The sequence below is a fragment of the Gottfriedia sp. NPDC058432 genome, assembly GCF_042721555.1.
Taxonomy (GTDB): Bacteria; Bacillota; Bacilli; order Bacillales; family Bacillaceae_G; genus Gottfriedia.
In genome coordinates this window covers 277,050-298,585 of record NZ_JBHXLC010000003.1, presented here as the reverse complement: position 1 = coordinate 298,585, position 21,536 = coordinate 277,050, and the positions used below count along the sequence as shown (strand labels likewise).

Genomic DNA, 21,536 nt, shown 5'->3' with positions numbered 1-21,536 from the left:
GATTTCATAATTCTTTTTAAAAGAATTAAACTATTAAGTAAACAACAAAGAAGAGAACTTAGAAAGGAGGGCGTATAATGCTAGAACCGTCAATTTTAGTTGCTATGATTACAGCATTTATCATTGCAGTCATTTTATCGCCTATTTTTATACCGTACTTAAGAAAACTTAAATTTGGACAGAGTATTCGAGACGAAGGTCCACAATCTCATAAAAAGAAATCAGGAACCCCAACAATGGGTGGGATTATCATATTAATTGCTTTAAGTTTATCTGCACTTTTAATTTCTATGTATTTTGATGTTTTATCAACACGTACATATGTATTATTATTTGTCACAATTTGTTTTGGAGTAATTGGATTTTTAGATGACTATATAAAGGTTGTTAAAAAAAGAAACCTAGGACTAACATCTAAACAAAAATTCATTTGCCAAGTTATTGTTTCAATCATTGTCTTTTTTGCAATCCGTGCTATGGGAATCTCTACATCTATTTCTATACCAGGAACAAATTATTCATTTGATTTAGGCTTTATCTATGTATTATTAATTATCTTTATGCTTGTTGGTACTTCTAACGCTGTAAACTTAACAGATGGATTAGATGGACTTGTGTCAGGTACAGCAGCAATCGCATTTGGTGCATATGCAGTTCTTGCTTATAACCAACACCAGCTTGATGTTGCAATATTTTCAATCGCAGTTGTAGGAGCTGTATTAGGTTTCTTAGTATTTAATGCACACCCTGCAAAAGTCTTTATGGGAGATACGGGCTCATTAGCATTAGGTGGAGCGTTAGCTGCCATTGCAATCGTAACACACTTAGAAATTTTACTTGTTATTATTGGTGGTATATTTGTAATTGAAACATTATCAGTAATGATTCAAGTTGCATCTTTTAAAGCAACAGGTAAAAGGGTATTTAAAATGAGTCCTTTGCACCATCATTATGAATTATCTGGATGGACAGAATGGCGTGTAGTTGTAACATTTTGGTTTGTAGGATTACTTTTTGCATTATTAGGAATCTATATTGAGGTGTGGATGTAATTGAATAACGTATCGAACTTTCAAAATAAAAATGTATTAGTATTAGGAATGGCAAAGAGCGGTTATGCAGCCAGTAAATTATTAAAAAAATTAGGTGCGACTGTAACTGTAAATGATCGAACTCCATTTGAACAAAATGAAATTGCACAAAAGTTAAAAAGTGAAGGTTTTAACGTAGTTTGTGGTGATCATCCACTATCATTATTAGATAATCAACCATTTTGTATCGTTAAAAATCCAGGAATTCCATATACGAATCCTTTATTAATCGAAGCTGTAAAGCGTAATATTCCGATTTATACGGAAATAGAGCTTGCCTATTTAATAAGTGAAGCACCATTTATCGGAATTACAGGATCAAATGGGAAAACAACAACCACAACTTTAGCATTAAATATGTTACAAGAAGGCAATAAAAAACCACTTGTTGCAGGAAATATTGGTACTGTTGCATGTGAAGTTGCTGAAAGTGCAAATGAAGAAAATATTATTGTAACTGAACTTTCTTCATTTCAATTGATGGGAATCCAAAGTTTCCGTCCAAAAATTTCATTAATCACAAATATTTTTGAAGCTCATTTAGACTATCACGGTACAAAGGATGAGTATATTAGGGCAAAAGCCAATATATTTAAAAATCAAACAGAAAATGATTTTGCTGTCGTTAATTTTGATGATGAGAATGTAATGGCAATGGCTACTCAAATTAGAGCTAAAATTATTCCATTCTCTACAACTAAAATTGTGCAAGATGGTGCATATGTTCAAAATGGCTTTGTTTACTTTAAAGAGAAAAAAGTTATTGAAGTTGAAAAAATTGTCTTACCGGGTAAACATAACTTAGAAAATATATTAGCAGCAGTAGCGATTTCTAAGCTACTTGATGTTGAAAATGATGCGATTGAAAAGGTATTAACAACTTTCACTGGTGTAGAGCACCGACTTCAGTTTGTTACTGAAATAAATAATAGAAAGTTTTATAACGATTCAAAAGCTACTAATATTTTAGCAACACAAAAAGCAATTTCTTCTTTCCAAAAACCAGTCATTTTATTAGCTGGTGGATTAGATCGAGGAAATGGCTTTGACGATTTAATTCCTTATTTTAAAAATGTAAAAAAAATGGTCACTTATGGTCAAACAGCAGATAAATTAATTGAATCAGCAGAAAAAGCAGGAATGAAAGCAGTAAAATCGGTAGATAATGTTGAAGATGCTGTAAATGAAGCATTCGCTCATTCAGAAGTTGGAGATATTATTTTATTGTCACCTGCTTGTGCAAGCTGGGATCAATTTAAGACTTTTGAAGAACGTGGTAATAAATTTATACAAGCAGTGCATAAATTAATGTAAGGCTTGTTTAATTCAAAAGTTGAGGTGTATTTAAGTGCCAACAAAGAAAAATAGTCCTGACATGATTCTTGTTCTCGTTACGCTATCATTATTAACAGTAGGTATGATTATGGTTTACAGTGCTAGTGCAATATGGGCATCGTATAAGTTTCATGATTCGTTCTTTTTTGCTAAACGGCAATTATTATTTGCTGGGGTTGGAGTAGTTGGGATGTTTGTAGTTTCAAATATTGACTACTGGCTTTTCAAAACACATGCAAAAAAAATATTAATCGCTTGTTTTATCTTGTTGGTACTTGTACTTGTACCAGGAGTTGGTCTAGTACGAGGGGGTGCACGAAGTTGGATTGGTATCGGTGCATTCTCGATCCAGCCCTCTGAGTTTATGAAACTTGGAATGATGGTATTTCTATCAAAATACTTAGCAGATAATCAGAAAAATATTACGTCTTTTAAAAAGGGTCTGGTACCAACATTAGGTCTTGTCTTTTTGGCATTTGGTTTAATTATGCTTCAACCTGATTTAGGAACAGGTACAGTAATGGTAGGTACTTGTGTAATCATCATATTCGTAGCTGGAGCAAGAATTTCTCATTTTATGGGGTTAGGAATTGTTGGGGTTGCAGGATTTGTTGGCCTAATAGCTTCTGCTCCATACCGAATTAAAAGGATTACATCATTTCTAGATCCATGGTCTGATCCATTAGGAACTGGATTCCAAATTATTCAATCACTCTATGCAATTGGTCCAGGTGGATTATTTGGTTTAGGATTGGGACAAAGTAGACAAAAGTTTATGTATTTGCCGGAACCACAAACTGATTTCATTTTCGCTATTCTTTCAGAAGAACTAGGATTTATTGGCGGAACTTTTGTCATTTTATTATTCTCTTTATTACTTTGGAGAGGGATCCGAATTGCCTTAAGTGCTCCTGATTTATTCGGTACTTTTTTAGCAGTAGGAATTGTCTCAATGATTGCAATACAAGTAATGATTAATATAGGCGTTGTCATAGGCTTAATGCCTGTTACAGGGATCACATTACCATTTTTAAGCTATGGTGGTTCATCTTTAACATTAATGCTATTAGCAGTAGGTGTATTATTAAATATTAGTAGACATGCACGTACATAAAAAGACCGACTCAAATTGAAACAAGTACATGATGTACTTGAATTTTTCAAAGATGAGTCGGTCTTTTTTATATTTTAAGAGAAGAAAACGCGCCCTGGGCTTACCAAAATACTCGCCTCTTGGTAAGTTTTCTTTATTTTTATAGAAAAAACAATTAGAATGATAGTGATAAAATTGGTATAATAACTACTTAAACTGCTTAAAGTTATTTATGTATTGTAATTTAGGAGGATCTTTATGAAAATTTTAGTTAGTGGTGGGGGTACTGGTGGTCATATTTATCCAGCACTTGCGCTAATTAAAGAGTTAAAAAAACAAGATTCCAATGTAGAATGTTTATATGTTGGTACAGAAAATGGATTAGAAAAAGGGATTGTATCTAAAGCAAACATACCTTTTAAATCTATTGTTATTACAGGATTCAAGAGAAGCATATCATTAGAGAATTTTAAAACAGTCTATCGATTCTTAAAGGGTGTATCAGATAGTAAGAAAATAATTCGTGAATTTAAGCCAGATGTAGTCGTTGGAACTGGTGGATATGTTTGTGGCCCTGTTGTTTATGCAGCAGCAAAACTAGGGATTCCGACAGTTATCCATGAACAAAATAGTATACCTGGTCTAACAAATAAGTTCTTAAATCGCTATGTAACAAAAGTTGCAATTTGTTTTGAAGAAGTTGCTGAATATTTTAATAAAGAGAAAGTAGTGTTTACTGGAAACCCAAGGGCTTCTGAAGTACTTGGAGAATCAAATCCAGCCGTATTAGAATCATTAGGATTAAAATCAGGTAAACGCACAGTACTAATTGTTGGTGGTTCAAGGGGAGCAAGACCGATTCATCAAGCCTTTTTAAAAAGTGTCAATCAATTAGGTGAAAAAGATTACCAAATGATTTATGTAACAGGCGAAGTACATTACGATTCTGTTATCGAGGAAATAAATAAAGTCGGTAACCCAGAAAATGTAGTGGTTAAGCCATTTTTACATAATATGCCTGAAGTATTAAGAGAAGTGGATTTAGTTGTATCAAGAGCGGGGGCAACTACATTAGCAGAATTAACTGCATTAGGGAAACCTAGTATTTTAATACCAAGCCCATATGTAACGAATAATCATCAAGAAGTTAATGCTAGATCACTTGAGAAAAATGGTGCGGCAATTGTTATATTGGAAAAAAACTTCAATAGTGAATATTTAGTAACTGAAATTGAAAAAGTATTACTAAATCCTATTAAACTTGAAGAGATGAAAAATGCATCATTAAAAATCGGTGTACCAGATGCTGCAAAAAAACTAGTAAATGTATTAGAGAAAATAAGTAAATGAACTTGCACGAACAAGTTTGAAATAAAATAAAAATGTAATAGAAGATACTATAAGCTAAAGGGGGATATAGATCGAATGTTTGAATCAAAATTAAAGGAAATATTAAATGACTCGAGTCTTCTAATAAATGAGCCTTTAGCAAACCATACGACAATGAAAATTGGAGGACCAGCTGAGTATTTGGTCATTCCTAAAACTGTAAATGAAATTAAAGAGATTATTAACCTTGCAAATGAAAATAACGTAGATGTGACGGTAATCGGAAGAGGGTCAAATTTACTTGTATCGGATCAAGGAATTGAAGGTGTCGTAATTAAAATTAGTGATTGCTTAGATCACATTGAAGTAGAAGGTACTAAAGTAGTTGTAGGTGCAGGTTATTCAGTTATTCGATTAGCTACTCAATTAAGTAGAAAAGGATTATCCGGTCTAGAGTTTGCTAGTGGAATTCCTGGTAGTGTTGGTGGCGGTGTATATATGAATGCGGGTGCCCATCAATCAGATTTTTCAAATATTACTTCTAGAGCACACATTCTATTTCCTGATGGAACAATGGAATGGTTATCAAATGAAGAATTAGATTTTTCTTATCGAACTTCAGTTTTACAACATAAACGTAAAGGATTTGTATTAGAAGCAGAACTTCAGCTTCAAGAGGGATCAAAAGAAGCTTCAACTGCATTAATGCAAAAAAACAAAGATTATCGAAGAGAAACACAACCTTGGAATTATCCATGTGCTGGAAGTATTTTCCGTAATCCATTACCACAGTATGCTGGTAATTTAATTGAACGTGCTGATTTAAAAGGATATCAAATTGGTGGTGCGAAGGTTTCAGAAATGCATGGAAACTTTATTGTAAATGCTGGAAATGCCACTTCAAAAGATGTACTAGACTTAATAGCATTTATAAAGAAAACTATATTAGAAAAATTTAATGTGCAACTTGAAACAGAAGTTGAAATTGTTGGGAAAAAAATGTAAGTTTCTTCTAAACTAACCATATTATATGCTATAATTTACATAGCATATGATGTCCAAGATAGAATGGCATTCATTTGCTATTCTATTTTTTATTATTCTATTATTAAGTCAAGAACACTCGTGATTTAAATTATGAGATGAGTCGACTTCGGATGCAATATAGTATTAAAAAAACGTCATATTATTTTACTATACTAGTATTCGACATGAAGTATAAGATAAAATCATATCGGACACTTGAACTAGAACGAATTCAAGTATGGTGCTTGTTGCGTGAATAGAACTTGTTTGGTGGCTGTCGTTCGCCAATACCTCTCGGAAGTCGCAAAAAGAACAACCGTAATATCCCTCAGTATAAAATCAAGCTGAGTGCGTTTTACCTAGCGTTAGGAAAACTTAACCGTAGGGACTACGGGGATAGCTTGGTAAATAAAAGAAACCTCTGCTAGGAAAGAAATACGCTAGCAAGTATGCTTTGTTCCCAAGTAACTCGTAACTTTAGTCATGAGTAGTTCATTATTCTTAAATTACTTCTTAAGCAAAAGTAAATTAAAAAGGTATTTTTAGTTGAACATTGATAATGGAGGCATATTTATGCAGGAAAATAAGATTATTAGTTTAGAAGACCGTGTACCTGTTTTACGTAATAAAAAACGTAAAAAAACAAATTTGCGGTTACTGGTTACAATTCTTGTGTTTTTTTCTTTGCTTTTATGTGTATTATATTTCCAAACATCAATTGGTTCAAAAATTCACTTAGTAATTAATGGAAACCAACTGTACTCTGATAAAGAAATTCAAAAATTAGCCGGTGTAAACGTTAATAAAAGCTTTTTGACAATAAGGTCAAAAAGGGTAGTAGATCAGCTTGAAAGTCAAAATACAATTCAATCTGCAATAGTACGTAAAAGATTTCCTAATAAAGTAGAAATCGATGTAAAAGAATTTCAGCCTGTTGGACAAGGTCTATTCAGCGGGAAAAAGTATCTATTGTTAGAAAGCGGAGTCCTTATTAAAGAGAAAAAATCACTAGGAAATACTACAGCACCTGATTTAATTGGTTGGAAACAAGGAGACGAGTTGCAGGAAATGGCTGCAGAGTTGAAAAAAATGCCACAAAGTATATTTCATTCAATTTCTGAAATAGATTATACTCCAAGTAAGGATGATCCTTTGTTAATAACGGTTTTTACGAATGAAGGGTATGAAGTTAGGACAACGATTCGAAAATTCTCAAATAAGATGTCAAATTACCCATTAATTTTAAAGTCAATACCTAAAGATCAAAAAGGGGTTATCCATTTAGAAGTTGGTGCGTATTTTTCTCCTTATAGTACGGATACTAAATAGCCGATATACATTAGTAAACAGTACTTTCAAGTCTTTTTTAACTTTACATGTTAGTGTAGACTAGTAGTTAAATAGAAATATTGAAAAAAATTAAAAAGATTATGAAAAATCAAACTTAAAAAAAGAGGAAAAACCCCGTAAATGTTGAATAGTTGTCATATATGATATTTAAGAATGAATTGATGCTCGATTATAATAGATAGAGAAAAAGGAGGTGCCATCATGAACAGCAATGAGATCTATGTGAGTCTTGACGTTGGAACTTCAACAATTAAAGTAATCATAGGAGAACTAGTTAACGACACACTTAACATTATCGGTGTTGGTAATGTTAAATCTTCGGGCTTAAAACGTGGGTCAATAGTTGATATAGATGAAACAGTCAAATCAATCAAAAAAGCAATTGATCAAGCAGAAAGAATGGTTGGCATTCATATTGACAAAGTAATTGTAGGGGTTAGTGCGAATCAAGTGCAATTGATTAGTACGAACGGCGTAGTAGCAGTTTCTAAAGAAAATAAAGAAATTGACAATGAAGATGTTTTAAGGGTAATGGATCAGGCTCAAGTAATTTCTATACCACCGGAAAGAGAAATTATCGATGTTGTTCCACATGAATACATTGTTGATGGCCTTTCTGAGGTAAAAGACCCAAGAGGAATGATTGGTGTACGATTGGAAATGGAAGGTACATTAATCACTGGTTCAAGAACTCTAGTACATAATATACTTCGTTGTGTTGAAAGAGCGGGGTTAGAAGTAACGGATATCTGTCTACAACCTATGGCTGCAAGTACGATAGGACTAAAGCAGGATGAAAAAAACTTAGGTGTAGCACTTGTTGACATGGGTGGAGGCTCAACTACAATTTCTCTTTTTAGAGAGGGTGTACTTATGGCCACTTCAGTCCTACCAGTTGGAGGGGACCATATTACAAAAGACATATCAATTGGACTGAAAACTTCAACAGAAGATGCAGAAAAAATTAAAGTGAAATTTGGACATGCTTTTTATGATACTGCATTACCTGAAGAAGTATTAAGTGTTCCAATAATGGGTAGTGAACAACATCAACAATACAGTCAGCAAGAAATTTCCGATATTATTGAAGCTAGATTAGAAGAAATCTTCATTATGGTTCAAAATGAGCTTGTAAGAATGAGGGGCAGCAATTTGCCAGGTGGATTTGTTCTAACTGGTGGTACAGTAACAATGACTGGTGTAATCGATTTAGCTCAAAGGGTATTTAAAAATAATGTAAGGGTTGCAACACCAGATTATATTGGTGTAAGAGAACCTCAATACATTACTGGTGTAGGTCTAATCAAGTATGCTTTTTATAAATCAAAAATGCGTGGAAAAAAACTTAGCTCTAATATTGCATTCGAGTCAAATGAACGAAAACCTGTGGCTGTTTCAAATTCAAATACAAAACCAAAACCAAAACAGCAGGATGAAGAGCGCGTCATGAGTAAAGTTAAAAGCATTTTTAAATATTTATGGGATTAAATTTGTGATGAATTTGAATAGTAGGGGGATCAATCATGTTAGATTTTGATACAAATGTAGATGCATTAGCGAAGATAAAAGTAATTGGTGTAGGTGGCGGAGGAAATAATGCCGTTAACCGAATGATTGAACATGGAGTACAGGGTGTAGATTTTATTGCTGTGAATACTGATGCACAAGCTCTTAATCTATCAAAAGCAGAAGTTAAAATGCAAATCGGTGGCAAACTAACTCGTGGTTTAGGGGCAGGAGCTAATCCAGAGGTAGGTAAAAAAGCAGCAGAAGAAAGTAGAGAACAATTACAAGAAGCTCTTAAAGGAGCAGACATGGTATTCGTAACTGCTGGAATGGGCGGCGGTACAGGAACAGGTGCAGCTCCAGTAATTGCACAAGTAGCAAAAGAATTAGGTGCATTAACTGTAGGTGTAGTTACTCGTCCATTTACATTTGAAGGTAGAAAGCGTTCAACTCAAGCAGCAACAGGAATCGCTGCAATGAAGGAAAGCGTTGATACTTTAATTGTTATTCCTAATGACCGATTATTAGAAATCGTTGATCGTAATACTCCAATGCTAGAAGCATTCCGCGAAGCAGATAATGTACTTCGTCAAGGGGTTCAAGGTATTTCTGATTTAATCGCTGTTCCGGGATTAATTAATCTTGACTTTGCAGATGTTAAGACAATTATGTCTAATAAAGGTTCTGCATTAATGGGTATTGGTGTTGCTGGTGGAGAAAACCGTGCAGCTGAAGCAGCTAAAAAAGCTATTTCTAGTCCATTATTAGAAACTTCAATTAATGGTGCGCAAGGTGTACTTATGAATATCACTGGTGGAACTAACTTAAGCTTATATGAAGTTCAAGAAGCTGCAGATATCGTATCGACTGCATGTGATGCAGAAGTAAATATGATTTTCGGTTCTGTTATCAATGAAAACTTAAAGGATGAAATTATTGTAACGGTTATTGCGACTGGATTTGAAGGTGTTATTACAGCACCACCTACTCCAAAACCAATGGCAAGACAAACAATTTCAACACCTACTCAAACACCACAACCAACTATTAAACGCGAACCAATTCGCGAAGAAGTTCCGGTTGTAGAAACGACTAAAAATGTAACTAGTCTTGATGACTTAGATATTCCGGCGTTCTTACGTAATCGTAAAAGACGCTAATAAATGTAAAAAAACCAAGATAAGAGAATCTCTTATCTTGGTTTTTTTCATTCTTTCGAATAGTGATTTTGTAAATTAGCTAGATCACTGAAAACACTCTTGAACTTTTCGTTACAGCCTTTAGGGAATAATACACCTAACCCATGTGAGTGAGTAAATTCAAAAGATGGGAGTTGTTGTTTAATGCCTTCCCAAAATTTATAAACGCCAAAGTCTTGTATTCTTACTTCAGTATCATGGATTAAAACAATTCCTTCTTTTGATACTTTTGGTAGCCAAGTAGTGTAATCATGTAGCACAGCTTCAAAAGTATGAAATCCATCAATATGAAGTATGTCGATCGTATGATCTTCGAAATTCTTAATAGCTTCGTCAAAAGAATTGCGTAACATTTTAGCTTCTTTTTGATAATGTTTTTGAACAACTTCTCGTACCGTATCAAAAACTTCATTACTATACAATCCACTATGCAGATCACCTTGCCAAGTATCAACTGCAAAACATTCACATGACAGATTATGATCTTTCACACTTTGACAAAAACAAAAAAAAGAAAAGCCAAAGTGAGTACCTAATTCTACAATTTTTTTTGGTTTCACGAATTGAACTAAATCATAAGCAAATTTAGCGTGACCTTTCCAGGCAGAGTGTTGTCTTATTGTTGGTTTAGTTCCGTCAAACTCAAAAATGGGTGAATGAAATATCCAGTTATCCAAATCCTCACTCCTTATTAGACGGATTTAATAGAAACAAAAGGAAGTTTTCTATTAAATATTGACCTGTCCAATCCATATTTCGAAAATGTATTGTCGAAAAACTCTTCAATAAAGATACCTTTTTTTGACAGACTTCTTACCGTGCTCATCCTATACTTACATATAAATGAATATTCTATAGAGGATGGCGAACAAAATTGGTGATATATGGCGATCTTGTTTGGTTATTAAACTTGTTAATGGACTTCTTGATTATTCAGTTGACAGGCTTAATTCTAAAAAGAAATGTATCTATTTTGCGGTCATTGTTAGGGGCATTATTAGGTTCAATCGTTGTTTTAATGACGTTTACTCCTTATGCATATGTTGTTGGCTCACCCTTTATGAAAATATTATTATCGTTTTTCATCGTATTTTTTGCATTTGGACGTCAACGGATTATCACTTTTTTACAGCTATTAAGTATCTTCTATTTTTCAACATTCGTTTTAGGTGGGGCATTACTAGGCTTACATTATTTATTTGCTACGAATGAATCAAATTTAACGAAATCATCCTTTTATGGGGACCCTGTTAGCTGGTATTTTGTTATTGGAATGCTACCAATCGTTATATTTTACGCTAGAAAATCGATCAATCAGATTTCGTTTACAAAATGGAAATTGAATGAAATGTACGAAATGGAAATTGTGTGGCGAAACACTTCGATTAAAATTAGAGGATTAATGGATAGTGGTAACTCACTTCATGAGCCTCTTTCTAGGAAACCAGTCATTATTTTAGATTGTTCCACTAGTGACTATGGATTACCAATAGAACTAGTAAAGTTAGTAAGGGACTCAGAAAATACATTACATAATACTGAAGCACTCGATGTCTTAAGTTTTTTTCAAGGAACGTATATACCTTATAAAAGTATTGGTCAAAGTAATCAATTCCTCGTCGCAATAAAACCTACTGTAGTTAAATTAAAAATTAATGGGAAATGGTATTCATCGAGTTCGGTTTTAGTTGGATTGAGTCATGTTACTTTGTCTTCAGACAATTTATATGAATGTATCCTTCATCCAAAAATGATGCAGGGAACAATTAATGAAATTGCATAGGAGGTAGAAAATGAATCGATTTTTCTTAAAACTAAAGTTAGGTTTGTATAAGCTATTAGTAAAGCTTGGTTTGAAAGCCGATGAAGTATACTACATTGGGGGAAGTGAAGCATTACCGCCTCCTTTGACAAGGGAAGAAGAAGAAAAGCTTTTACAGAAACTACCAAATGGAGATTTAGGTGCTAGATCGCTATTAATTGAGAGAAATCTACGATTAGTAGTTTATATCGCTAGAAAGTTTGAAAATACGGGGATTAATATTGAAGATCTGATTAGCATTGGTACAATCGGATTGATAAAAGCCGTTAATACCTTTAATCCGGAAAAGAAAATTAAATTGGCTACTTATGCTTCAAGATGTATTGAAAATGAAATACTAATGCATTTACGTAGAAATAATAAAAACCGTTCTGAAGTATCATTCGATGAACCATTAAATATTGATTGGGATGGTAATGAATTATTACTTTCTGATGTATTAGGAACAGAAGACGATATCATTACGAAGGACTTGGAAGCCAATGTCGATAAATCATTATTAACAAAGGCATTAGATCAACTGAACGATCGTGAAAAGCAAATAATGGAACTACGATTTGGACTAGATGGAACTGAAGAAAAAACTCAAAAAGACGTAGCGGATATGCTTGGAATATCGCAATCATATATATCCCGATTAGAAAAACGTATTATTAAAAGACTTCGAAAAGAGTTTAATAAAATGGTTTAAAATATAAGAACCGATTAGATTTGATTTTTTCAAATACTAATCGGTTTTTTCTATGTATAAAGGATATCCACATAATATTTAAAAATATTTTCATAAGACCTACCTGTTAATTTTCATTAATTTTATAAAAAAATCCTTGTTTTTTCTCTATTTGTTAGGCTTTTTTAATCCGGAATTTATTATTTTTGTATATTTTATTTTGTGCATAAATTTTCCACCGAAGGAGATACTTACCTATAGTACAGCAACTCCAAGTAGGAGGGAACATCATGACACGAAACAAAGTAGAAATATGCGGTGTAGATACATCAAAGCTTCCAGTTTTAAAGAATGATGAGATGCGTAAGTTATTTCATGCAATGCAAAGCGGTGATCGAAGCGCAAGAGAAACAATCGTAAATGGAAATTTGCGACTTGTCCTAAGTGTTATTCAGCGTTTTAATAATCGCGGAGAATTTGTGGATGACTTATTTCAAGTAGGCTGCATAGGCCTTATGAAGTCTATTGATAATTTTGATTTAAGCCAAAATGTAAAATTTTCGACGTATGCTGTACCTATGATTATTGGTGAAATAAGAAGATATTTAAGAGATAATAACCCAATAAGAGTGTCTAGATCATTAAGAGACATTGCTTATAAAGCATTACAAGTTAGAGAGCGATTATTAGCAGAGAATTCAAAAGAACCAACTCCTGTTCAAATCGCAGAAGTATTAGGCGTAACACATGAAGAAATCGTCTTTGCATTAGATGCAATTCAAGACCCAGTTTCGTTATTTGAACCGATATATAATGATGGCGGAGATCCAATTTTTGTAATGGATCAGCTAAGTGATGATAAAAATAAGGACGAGCAATGGGTTGAAGAACTAGCACTACGCGAAGGAATGAAACGATTAAACGACCGAGAAAAAATGATCATAAGCAAACGATTTTTCCAAGGAAAAACACAAATGGAAGTTGCCGAAGAAATCGGAATCTCCCAAGCACAAGTATCAAGACTAGAAAAATCAGCAATAAAACAAATGAACAAAAATATACAGGGCTAACGAAAAGCGGAGGCGACTGGTCAGCTCCGACAAGCATAAGGCAAAGACCGAGGAAAGTTGCTTTTTACTTTCATCGGGCTTTGACTTATGACCTCGAGGAGCTAGGAGCCGCAGCTAGACATCATACTATTTCTTTCCCTGAATAAAGAGTAATTACCCAAAAGAAAGAAAAGTAGGTTTTTAACCTTTAGCGGAAATTGGCTTATGACCTCGAGGAGTTAGGAGCCTCAGTTAGAGCTTCAATTCCTATATAATGAATTCCAAATTATAATGAATGAAATTTATAAAAAAACAAAATCAAAAACCAAATAATCCAATAACTACAAAATAGTTAAACTGGAAGAATGAAAATACGATATTAATGTGTTAGACAATGGATGAACATCGAACAACATTGTCTAACACATTTTTATTTGAATTTTATCATGATGTTTGGCCCTTACTTCATATATTTTATAAAAAGGATGGTGAAGTTAAATGGCCAGAATTTCAGATTTTCAAGTTAAAGATGTTGTAAATGTTGCTGATGGAAAGAAATTAGGAAATATTGTTGATTTAGATATTGATCAATCAAACGGAAAAATCACTTCGATTATTTTAACAAAGCCCGGGAAAGGTTTGAATTTTTTTAGTAAAGAAGAGGAAATGACAATTTATTGGAATGATATTGTGAAAATAGGCGAAGATGTTATTTTGGTAAAATATCGTTCATCTGTGGATTTGGAAGAAAATCAAGCAAGTCCAGTAAAATTCACATAATGAAAACTCGCTGACTGACGAGCTTTTTAGGCGAAGTCAAAGGCGTCGTTGTATTTATACTCTATTAATAGAATGCAACCATGTCGAGTAGGATTCCTTGAAACTAATTTATACTTTCGAAAGTGAAAAAAATAATTGTGTTTTGTCAAAAATAATCAAAAATGTGAAATCTATGGTAAAATATAGGAAACCATCAACTGGTTTACATATATTTACTAAATTAGTTTTCTGTGAGGTCTTATAAATATGAAAGAGAGTTTCATTCAATCGACTGAAAGTACTTTTATGATTCAACCTTGGGAAGACTCATACAAACATTTAGTTGCTGGATTTACAACAAAAAATGATGGAGTTAGCCAAGGTTGTTTCACTTCTTTTAATCTTGGATTACATGTAAATGACTCGAAGGATATTGTAGTAGAAAATAGAGAACTCCTTGCGAGTAAACTAGAGTTTTCAAAAACGAAATGGGTTTGTTCAGAACAAGTTCATGGGAATAATGTCGTGAAAGTAACGAAAAAAGATTGTGGCAAAGGTGTTATTGATTATGGAAGTAGCATCGAGACAACAGATGGTTTTTATACGAATGAGGAAGATATATTATTAACTTCTTGTTATGCAGATTGTGTTCCATTGTATTTCCTTGAACCAACAAGTAAATTTATTGGTTTAGCTCATGCAGGTTGGAAAGGTACTGTTCAAAACATTGGCGGACGTCTAATCGAAAAATGGATTACAGAAGAAAACTTACAACTAAAAAATATCCAAGTTGCAATCGGGCCATCCATTGGTGATTGTTGTTATGAAGTGGATGATTTTGTGATGAATAAATTAAATGATGCTTTTGAACACAAAATACCTAATAATATTTTAACCACTTTACATAACGGGAAATTCAAATTGAATTTAAAAGAAGCAAACAAACAATTACTCATTAAATCGGGTATTAGTGAAGAAAATATAATAATGACAAATTATTGTACAAGTTGTAACCCGGACGTATTTTTTTCTCACCGTAGAGATGGCGGAAAAACAGGAAGAATGATGAGTTATATTGGTTGGAGGAATTAGCATCATGACAGTCAAACAAAATTATGAACGTATTAGTGAACAAATTAATGCAGCCAAAGTAAGAGCAAATCGAAATGATGAAGTCACTTTAATAGCTGTTACTAAACAAGTTTCAACAGAAGTGGCAAAAGAAGTTTTAGCTGAAGGTATACAACAATTTGGCGAAAACCGTTTTGAAGGTCTAAAGGAAAAACAAGATCACATCCAAAATGATGTTGTTTGGCATTTTATTGGTTCACTTCAAACTAGAAAAGTAAAAGACGTCATTCATAGAATAGATTACTTACACTCTTTAGATCGACTATCTTTAGCAGAAGAGATACAAAAAAGAGCAACTGAACCATTAAAGTGCTTCCTACAAGTCAATGTATCTGGAGAAGATTCAAAGCATGGCATAAGCCCAAATGATGTAGTCGAATTTGCTAGACAGCTTTCAGAATTTGATAAAGTACAAGTTGTAGGATTAATGACGATGGCACCATTTACAGAGGATGCAAAGATGATCCGAAATAGTTTCAAAGGATTAAAGGAATTACAAGAAAAAGTAAAAGATCTACATATTGCAAATATTCCATGTTCTGAATTATCAATGGGGATGTCTAATGATTTTGAGATAGCAATAGAAGAAGGTGCTACATTCATAAGAATAGGTACTGATTTAGTAGGAAAGGGAAGGTAGAGAAGATGAGTATTATTGGGAAAGTAAGAAACTTTTTTGCAATGGAAGATGAGTATGAAGATGATTATGAATACGAAGAGCAAAAACAGCAACAACAGCAACAACAACAACATCAGCAACAAAAACAATATCAACAACAACAATTTTCTAAACATGCAAATGAAGAAATTAATCATGAGCGAAATGCATCAAAGCAAAAATTAGTAAGTATACCAGGAGGAGCTTCTTTGTCGTCAAAAGTTGTATTAGCGCAGCCGCGTGAATATGCAGAAGCACAGGATGTTGCAGATCATTTAAAATCAAAAAAAGCAGTTGTGATCAATTTACAACAAATGCAAATCGATCAAGCTAAACGCTTTGTTGATTTCTTAAGTGGTACAGTTTATGCAATAAGTGGAGATATAAAAAAAATTGGTACAAATACCTTTATTTGTACACCTGATAATATTGATATTTCTGGAACGATTACAGATATGTTATTTGAGGAAGAAAATTCCGTTAAAAGGTGGTAATTAAATGGGTTTACTTTTATATATTTTATACCAATTAATCAAGTATTATAGATACGTCATCGTAATTCATATCATTTTATCTTGGTTCCCTCAAATAAGACAATCAGGCTTCGGTCGCTTAATTGGTAGGTTATCAGAACCATATTTAGAGCCGTTCCGTCGAATTGTTCCATCAATCGGTATGTTTGATTTTTCACCTATTATTGCATTATTTGCTTTAGAATTTGCTGGATATGGAATAATAAGTATTTCTCATTACTTTTAAAAAGAGAATCTAACAGGTTCTCTTTTTTAATTAATATTGAAAGTTTGATGAAAAAGAGGATTACATCAATGAGTATTTATGATCATTTTCGAAAAGAAGAACATGTTTTCGTAGACAAGGTTATCAGTTGGAAGGAACAAGCAATTGAACGTTATTCTATTAAGTTGACAGATTTTCTTGATTTAAGAGAACAAATGATTATGCAATCAATTATCGGTAATCAAGCGGAGTGTTTTGTCGCTTTTTTTGGTGGTCGTGAAGATTGTGAACGAAAGCGTGCAATTATTTATCCAAGTTTTTATACACCAGTTGAAGAAGACTATTCTTTGGTTGCATTTGACGTAGATTATGCAACTAAATTTCACACTTTATCACATCGGCAAGTTTTAGGAACTTTAATGTCTTTAGGAATCACTAGAGGAAAATTTGGTGATATTCTACTTAAAAATGATATAATCCAAGTAATTGTTGCTGATGAAGTAGCAAGTTTTGTAGAAAATAACTTAAATTCTGTTGGGAAATCGCCAATTAAATTAAGTAGAATTTCATTTAAAGAATTGATTGAATCAGATGATGTTTGGCAAACTAATAATGGGACTGTGTCATCACTAAGATTAGATGTCTTATTGAGTGAATTCTATAATATATCGAGACAAAAAGCTCAAAGTTTAATAAAGGCCGAACACGTTAAAGTAAATCAGCGAGTTATTGATTCTACTTCGTTTTTATGTGAAGAAGGAGATTTATTCTCTGTCAAAGGTTTTGGTAGAGGAATGTTAATGTCAATTGATGGCTTATCAAAAAAAGAAAAATGGCGGATAAACTACGGTGTTAAAAAATAGTCAGAAATTGTAGAAGGAAAAACGTAGAAACTGTCGAAAATTTATTATAACCTATTAATAAAGAACATACATACATGGAGGTGGCTTAATTGCCTTTAACACCACTTGATATTCATAATAAAGAATTTGGTAAAAGTTTTCGTGGCTATGACGAAGATGAGGTTAACGAGTTTTTAGATCAAGTCATTAAAGATTATGAATTAGTTATTCGTGAGAAGAAACAATTAGATGAACAAATTCTTGATATGAAAGAAAGATTAAAGCATTTTTCTACTATAGAAGAAACTTTAAATAAGTCAATTTTGATTGCGCAAGAAGCTGCTGAAGATGTAAAAGGTAGTGCTCAAAAAGAAGCTAAATTGATCATTAAAGAAGCGGAGAAAAATGCTGATCGTATTATCAATGAAGCTTTAATTAAATCTAGAAAAGTTACAATGGAATTTGAAGAGCTTAAGAAGCAATCCAAAGTTTTCCGAACACGTTTAAGAATGGCAATTGAAACTCAATTAGAAATGTTAGGTCATGAAGATTGGGATCATATTTTAGATGATAAAGAAACAGAAGAAATCGCAAACTAGTCGTATAAGCCTTGACGATTTGTAAAGTTTTAAATATAATTTATTAGATATTAATAGTAAATCGGTGACAGGGAAGAGTACTTCTATAAAACTAGGTAGCGAGTCAAGGATAGTGAAAGCTTGATATAGAAAATAGAAGGAAAATCACCCTAGAGTGCTTTTCTGAAAATGAGTAAGAAAAGCCGTTTCATTCACGTTACGAATGCTAAGTGGACAGTGATTTCATGAAATTTATTGTCAATTAGGGTGGTACCACGGGAAACCTTTCTCGTCCCTTTTTTGGGATGAGGAAGGTTTTTTGCGTCTTATACGATTTATTATACATAATAGACAACTCCACTAATAAAAGGCTTGTAAGATGGATACAATGCGTTAATGTGGAAATTAAAAAATGTAAAGTAAGCTGGCATAGAGTAGTTGGACTTGCCTGAAACGGCTAGCTTTAGATCAATCTATTAAAAAGTTTAAAAATGGAGGAAAGCAAATGGAGTACAAAGATACGTTACTTATGCCAAAAACTGAATTTCCTATGAGAGGGAATTTACCTCAACGTGAGCCACAAATTCAAGAAGAGTGGAACAAAAAAGATATTTATGCAACTGTTCAAAAACATAACGAAGGAAAACCGTCATTTATTTTACACGATGGACCACCTTATGCAAATGGTGACCTTCATATGGGACATGCACTTAATAAAGTATTAAAGGATTTCATTGTTCGTTTTTATAATATGAATGGATACCGTTCTCCTTACGTTCCAGGTTGGGATACTCACGGTTTACCGATTGAACAAGCATTAGCAAATAAAAAAGTAAATCGTAAAGAAATGTCAGTGGCAGAATTCCGTAAACTATGTGAAGAATATGCTTACGAGCAAGTAGAGCGTCAAAAAGAACAATTTAAACGTTTAGGAATTTTAGGTGATTGGGACCGACCATATATCACACTTGAAAAAGAATATGAGGCTGAACAAATTAAAGTATTCGGTAAAATGGCTACTAAGGGATTAATCTATAAAGGTCTAAAACCAGTATATTGGTCTCCATCAAGTGAATCTGCACTTGCAGAAGCGGAAATTGAATACCAAGATAAGCGTTCTGCATCAATCTATGTTGCATTTGCAGTTGAAAATGGGAAAAATGTTCTAAACGGTGGAGAAAAATTCATTATTTGGACGACAACTCCATGGACAATCCCAGCTAACTTAGCTGTATGTTTACATCCTGATTTAAGCTATGATGTAGTATCTGTAAATGGTGACAAGTTCGTAGTTGCTAGTGAGTTAAGAGATGCAGTAGCAAAAGAATTAGGTTGGGAAGATGCAGTAGTTGAAAAGACTTATAATGGAGCAGAACTTGAAGGAATCATTTGTAAGCATCCTTTATATGATCGCCAGTCAGTCGTTATTTTAGGTGATCATGTTACAACTGACGCTGGAACAGGTTGTGTTCATACTGCACCAGGTCATGGTGAAGATGACTTCCGTGTAGGTCAACAATATGGATTAGAAGTACTTTGTCCAGTAGATGAAAAAGGTGTACTAACGAAAGAAGCTCCTGGATTTGAAGGATTATTCTATGATGAAGCTAATAAAGTAATTACAAAAGCATTAGAAGAAAAAGGTGCTTTATTAAAATTACAATTTATCACACACTCTTATCCACATGACTGGAGAACGAAAAAGCCAATTATCTTCCGAGCAACTGCACAATGGTTTGCTTCAATTGAAGCAATTCGTGAGCAATTAATGCAAGCTGTTCAAGATACTAAGTGGTTCCCAGCTTGGGGAGAAACTCGTCTATTCAACATGGTTCGTGATCGTGGAGATTGGTGTATTTCACGTCAACGTGTATGGGGAGTTCCGATCCCAGTATTCTATGCTGAAGACGGCGAAGCAATTATTACTGAAGAAACAATTGAACATGTTTCGAACTTATTCAAAGAGCATGGTTCAAATATTTGGTTTGAAAAAGAAGCGAAAGAATTATTACCAGAAGGATTTACACATCCTGGTTCACCAAATGGTAACTTCACTAAAGAGAAAGATATCATGGATGTTTGGTTTGATAGTGGTTCTTCACATCAAGCGGTATTAAACACTCGTGAGGAATTATCTTTCCCTGCTGACATTTACTTAGAAGGTTCTGACCAATACCGTGGTTGGTTTAACTCTTCATTAAGTACAAGTGTTGCTGTTACAGGTCAAGCTCCTTATAAAGCTGTAGTAAGCCATGGTTTCGTTTTAGATGGTGAAGGTCGTAAAATGAGTAAATCAATTGGTAACATCGTCCTACCATCAAAAATTATGAATCAATATGGTTCAGATATTTTACGTCTATGGGTAGCGTCTGTAGATTATCAATCAGATGTTCGTATTTCTGACGCTTTAATGAAACAAGTTGCTGAAGTATACCGTAAAATCCGTAATACGTTCCGTTTCTTACTAGGTAACTTAGATGGATTTAATGCAGAACAAGATGCATTAAAATATGAAGAGCTACGCGAATTAGATCAATACATGTTAGTTAAGTTAAACAATGTAGTTAAAACTGTTCGTGAATCATACGAGAAATATGAATTTGCAAATGTTTACCACACAATTCAAAACTTCTGTACAACAGAATTAAGTTCTTTCTATTTTGATTTATCAAAAGATGTTTTATATATTGAGCCAAAAACGAATAAAGATCGTTTAGCAATTCAAACAGTATTACATGAATCATTACAAGCACTAACTCGTTTAGTTGCTCCAATTTTACCTCATACAGCTGAAGAAGTTTGGTCACATATGGCAGGAGCTACAGTTGATAGTATTTTCTTAACTGAAATGCCAGATGTTAAAGATTTCGGCGATACACAAAGCTTAGAAGCTAAGTGGGAAAAATTCATGGATTTACGTGATGACGTATTAAAAGCACTTGAAGTTGCACGTAATGAAAAAGTAATCGGTAAATCTCTAACTGCATCAGTGAAAATCTATCCAAATGCAGAAGTAGCAGAGTTATTAAACTCTATTAATGAAGACTTCAAACAATTATTAATTGTTTCTCAAGTTGAAATTGCAAATAGCAATGAACAAGCTCCTGAAACAGCTCAAAAATTTGATACATTAAGTATCGAAGTAACTCCTGCGACAGGTGAAACTTGTGAAAGATGCTGGGTAGTTACTGAAGAAGTAGGAAAAGATGAAGAGCACCCTACACTTTGCTTACGTTGTGCAAGTGTTGTAAAAGGTATTTAAATTAAAAAGTGTATAAGCACATTAAAGAAGAGTCGAAAGTTTAAACTTTCGGCTCTTTTTGAACGTTTTTGTTATTATCTTTTTCATAAATTGTAAAA

20 protein-coding genes and 1 other annotated feature are annotated in these 21,536 nt (G+C 33.3%); of the genes, 19 read left to right on the top strand and 1 reads right to left on the bottom strand.

Going from position 1 to position 21,536, the window contains the following annotated elements; translation table 11 throughout:
* Positions 1-77 precede the first annotated feature (77 nt).
* The 8 genes from mraY (at position 78) to ftsZ (ending at position 9,890) form a co-directional block, all read left to right on the top strand.
* Positions 78-1,052, top strand: coding sequence for a phospho-N-acetylmuramoyl-pentapeptide-transferase (gene mraY, locus ACFWM3_RS05595; protein ID WP_056471095.1), 975 nt, complete (start codon positions 78-80; stop codon positions 1,050-1,052).
* Positions 1,053-2,405 carry a UDP-N-acetylmuramoyl-L-alanine--D-glutamate ligase gene (gene murD / locus ACFWM3_RS05590; RefSeq protein WP_390310625.1) on the top strand — a complete coding sequence of 451 codons (1,353 nt, stop codon included), beginning with the start codon at positions 1,053-1,055 and terminating at the stop codon, positions 2,403-2,405. It abuts the gene before it with no gap.
* A 61-nt stretch (positions 2,406-2,466) separates the two neighbouring features.
* Positions 2,467-3,540, top strand: coding sequence for a stage V sporulation protein E (spoVE, locus tag ACFWM3_RS05585; RefSeq protein ID WP_056471191.1), 1,074 nt, complete (start codon positions 2,467-2,469; stop codon positions 3,538-3,540).
* Positions 3,541-3,777: 237 nt separating this feature from the next.
* Entirely contained in the window at positions 3,778-4,869 is a 1,092-nt protein-coding gene (gene murG, locus ACFWM3_RS05580) for an undecaprenyldiphospho-muramoylpentapeptide beta-N-acetylglucosaminyltransferase (RefSeq protein WP_056471092.1), read from the top strand.
* Between the two features lie 75 nt (positions 4,870-4,944).
* Positions 4,945-5,853, top strand: a complete 909-nt coding sequence (gene murB / locus ACFWM3_RS05575) for a UDP-N-acetylmuramate dehydrogenase (RefSeq protein ID WP_056471090.1) — start codon at positions 4,945-4,947, stop codon at positions 5,851-5,853.
* Positions 5,854-6,447: 594 nt separating this feature from the next.
* The gene (locus ACFWM3_RS05570) at positions 6,448-7,203 is read left to right on the top strand and encodes a cell division protein FtsQ/DivIB (RefSeq protein ID WP_056471087.1); all 756 of its coding nucleotides are present in this window, start codon (positions 6,448-6,450) and stop codon (positions 7,201-7,203) included.
* A 222-nt stretch (positions 7,204-7,425) separates the two neighbouring features.
* Entirely contained in the window at positions 7,426-8,712 is a 1,287-nt protein-coding gene (gene ftsA, locus ACFWM3_RS05565; protein ID WP_056471085.1) for a cell division protein FtsA, read from the top strand.
* Positions 8,713-8,747: 35 nt separating this feature from the next.
* Positions 8,748-9,890 carry a cell division protein FtsZ gene (gene ftsZ / locus ACFWM3_RS05560; protein ID WP_056471082.1) on the top strand — a complete coding sequence of 381 codons (1,143 nt, stop codon included), beginning with the start codon at positions 8,748-8,750 and terminating at the stop codon, positions 9,888-9,890.
* Between the two features lie 47 nt (positions 9,891-9,937).
* Here the strand turns inward: ftsZ and ACFWM3_RS05555 are convergent, their stop codons facing one another.
* Complete coding sequence (locus ACFWM3_RS05555; RefSeq protein ID WP_056471079.1) at positions 9,938-10,606, bottom strand: class I SAM-dependent methyltransferase; 669 nt, start codon at positions 10,604-10,606, stop codon at positions 9,938-9,940.
* A 200-nt stretch (positions 10,607-10,806) separates the two neighbouring features.
* On the opposite strand from ACFWM3_RS05555, the gene spoIIGA reads away from it, so the two are divergent.
* The 11 genes from spoIIGA to ileS all read left to right on the top strand — a co-directional run bounded on the left by spoIIGA (position 10,807) and on the right by ileS (position 21,438).
* Entirely contained in the window at positions 10,807-11,712 is a 906-nt protein-coding gene (spoIIGA, locus tag ACFWM3_RS05550; protein WP_387361764.1) for a sigma-E processing peptidase SpoIIGA, read from the top strand.
* A 10-nt stretch (positions 11,713-11,722) separates the two neighbouring features.
* Positions 11,723-12,442: an RNA polymerase sporulation sigma factor SigE gene (gene sigE / locus ACFWM3_RS05545; protein WP_056471072.1), complete on the top strand. Its 720-nt coding sequence runs from the start codon at positions 11,723-11,725 to the stop codon at positions 12,440-12,442.
* A 269-nt stretch (positions 12,443-12,711) separates the two neighbouring features.
* A complete protein-coding gene (gene sigG, locus ACFWM3_RS05540; protein ID WP_056471070.1) occupies positions 12,712-13,491 on the top strand; it encodes an RNA polymerase sporulation sigma factor SigG in 780 nt (259 codons plus the stop codon).
* A 477-nt stretch (positions 13,492-13,968) separates the two neighbouring features.
* A complete protein-coding gene (locus ACFWM3_RS05535) occupies positions 13,969-14,250 on the top strand; it encodes a YlmC/YmxH family sporulation protein (RefSeq protein WP_390310622.1) in 282 nt (93 codons plus the stop codon).
* A 246-nt stretch (positions 14,251-14,496) separates the two neighbouring features.
* A complete protein-coding gene (gene pgeF, locus ACFWM3_RS05530) occupies positions 14,497-15,321 on the top strand; it encodes a peptidoglycan editing factor PgeF (protein WP_056471063.1) in 825 nt (274 codons plus the stop codon).
* Between the two features lie 4 nt (positions 15,322-15,325).
* The gene (locus ACFWM3_RS05525) at positions 15,326-16,000 is read left to right on the top strand and encodes a YggS family pyridoxal phosphate-dependent enzyme (RefSeq protein ID WP_056471060.1); all 675 of its coding nucleotides are present in this window, start codon (positions 15,326-15,328) and stop codon (positions 15,998-16,000) included.
* A 5-nt stretch (positions 16,001-16,005) separates the two neighbouring features.
* Positions 16,006-16,512 carry a cell division protein SepF gene (locus ACFWM3_RS05520; protein ID WP_056471057.1) on the top strand — a complete coding sequence of 169 codons (507 nt, stop codon included), beginning with the start codon at positions 16,006-16,008 and terminating at the stop codon, positions 16,510-16,512.
* Between the two features lie 4 nt (positions 16,513-16,516).
* Positions 16,517-16,777 (top strand): YggT family protein, encoded by a 261-nt coding sequence (locus tag ACFWM3_RS05515; RefSeq protein WP_056471054.1) that lies wholly within the window; start codon positions 16,517-16,519, stop codon positions 16,775-16,777.
* 68 nt (positions 16,778-16,845) lie between these two features.
* Positions 16,846-17,619, top strand: a complete 774-nt coding sequence (locus ACFWM3_RS05510) for a YlmH family RNA-binding protein (RefSeq protein ID WP_390310619.1) — start codon at positions 16,846-16,848, stop codon at positions 17,617-17,619.
* Between the two features lie 89 nt (positions 17,620-17,708).
* The gene (locus ACFWM3_RS05505; protein WP_056471050.1) at positions 17,709-18,197 is read left to right on the top strand and encodes a DivIVA domain-containing protein; all 489 of its coding nucleotides are present in this window, start codon (positions 17,709-17,711) and stop codon (positions 18,195-18,197) included.
* A gap of 55 nt (positions 18,198-18,252) precedes the next feature.
* Positions 18,253-18,476, top strand: a binding site (T-box leader).
* Between the two features lie 205 nt (positions 18,477-18,681).
* Entirely contained in the window at positions 18,682-21,438 is a 2,757-nt protein-coding gene (gene ileS / locus ACFWM3_RS05500) for an isoleucine--tRNA ligase (protein ID WP_390310617.1), read from the top strand.
* Positions 21,439-21,536: the final 98 nt, after the last annotated feature.

Bases quoted from the DNA above. Each gene is read 5' to 3' on its own strand.
- mraY (WP_056471095.1), top strand. From the start codon at position 78: ATGCTAGAACCGTCAATTTTAGTTGCTATGATTACAGCATTTATCATT.
- spoVE (WP_056471191.1), top strand. From the start codon at position 2,467: ATGATTCTTGTTCTCGTTACGCTATCATTATTAACAGTAGGTATGATT.
- murG (WP_056471092.1), top strand. From the start codon at position 3,778: ATGAAAATTTTAGTTAGTGGTGGGGGTACTGGTGGTCATATTTATCCA.
- murB (WP_056471090.1), top strand. From the start codon at position 4,945: ATGTTTGAATCAAAATTAAAGGAAATATTAAATGACTCGAGTCTTCTA.
- ACFWM3_RS05570 (WP_056471087.1), top strand. From the start codon at position 6,448: ATGCAGGAAAATAAGATTATTAGTTTAGAAGACCGTGTACCTGTTTTA.
- ftsA (WP_056471085.1), top strand. From the start codon at position 7,426: ATGAACAGCAATGAGATCTATGTGAGTCTTGACGTTGGAACTTCAACA.
- ftsZ (WP_056471082.1), top strand. From the start codon at position 8,748: ATGTTAGATTTTGATACAAATGTAGATGCATTAGCGAAGATAAAAGTA.
- sigE (WP_056471072.1), top strand. From the start codon at position 11,723: ATGAATCGATTTTTCTTAAAACTAAAGTTAGGTTTGTATAAGCTATTA.
- sigG (WP_056471070.1), top strand. From the start codon at position 12,712: ATGACACGAAACAAAGTAGAAATATGCGGTGTAGATACATCAAAGCTT.
- ACFWM3_RS05535 (WP_390310622.1), top strand. From the start codon at position 13,969: ATGGCCAGAATTTCAGATTTTCAAGTTAAAGATGTTGTAAATGTTGCT.
- pgeF (WP_056471063.1), top strand. From the start codon at position 14,497: ATGAAAGAGAGTTTCATTCAATCGACTGAAAGTACTTTTATGATTCAA.
- ACFWM3_RS05525 (WP_056471060.1), top strand. From the start codon at position 15,326: ATGACAGTCAAACAAAATTATGAACGTATTAGTGAACAAATTAATGCA.
- ACFWM3_RS05520 (WP_056471057.1), top strand. From the start codon at position 16,006: ATGAGTATTATTGGGAAAGTAAGAAACTTTTTTGCAATGGAAGATGAG.
- ACFWM3_RS05515 (WP_056471054.1), top strand. From the start codon at position 16,517: ATGGGTTTACTTTTATATATTTTATACCAATTAATCAAGTATTATAGA.
- ACFWM3_RS05510 (WP_390310619.1), top strand. From the start codon at position 16,846: ATGAGTATTTATGATCATTTTCGAAAAGAAGAACATGTTTTCGTAGAC.
- ileS (WP_390310617.1), top strand. From the start codon at position 18,682: ATGGAGTACAAAGATACGTTACTTATGCCAAAAACTGAATTTCCTATG.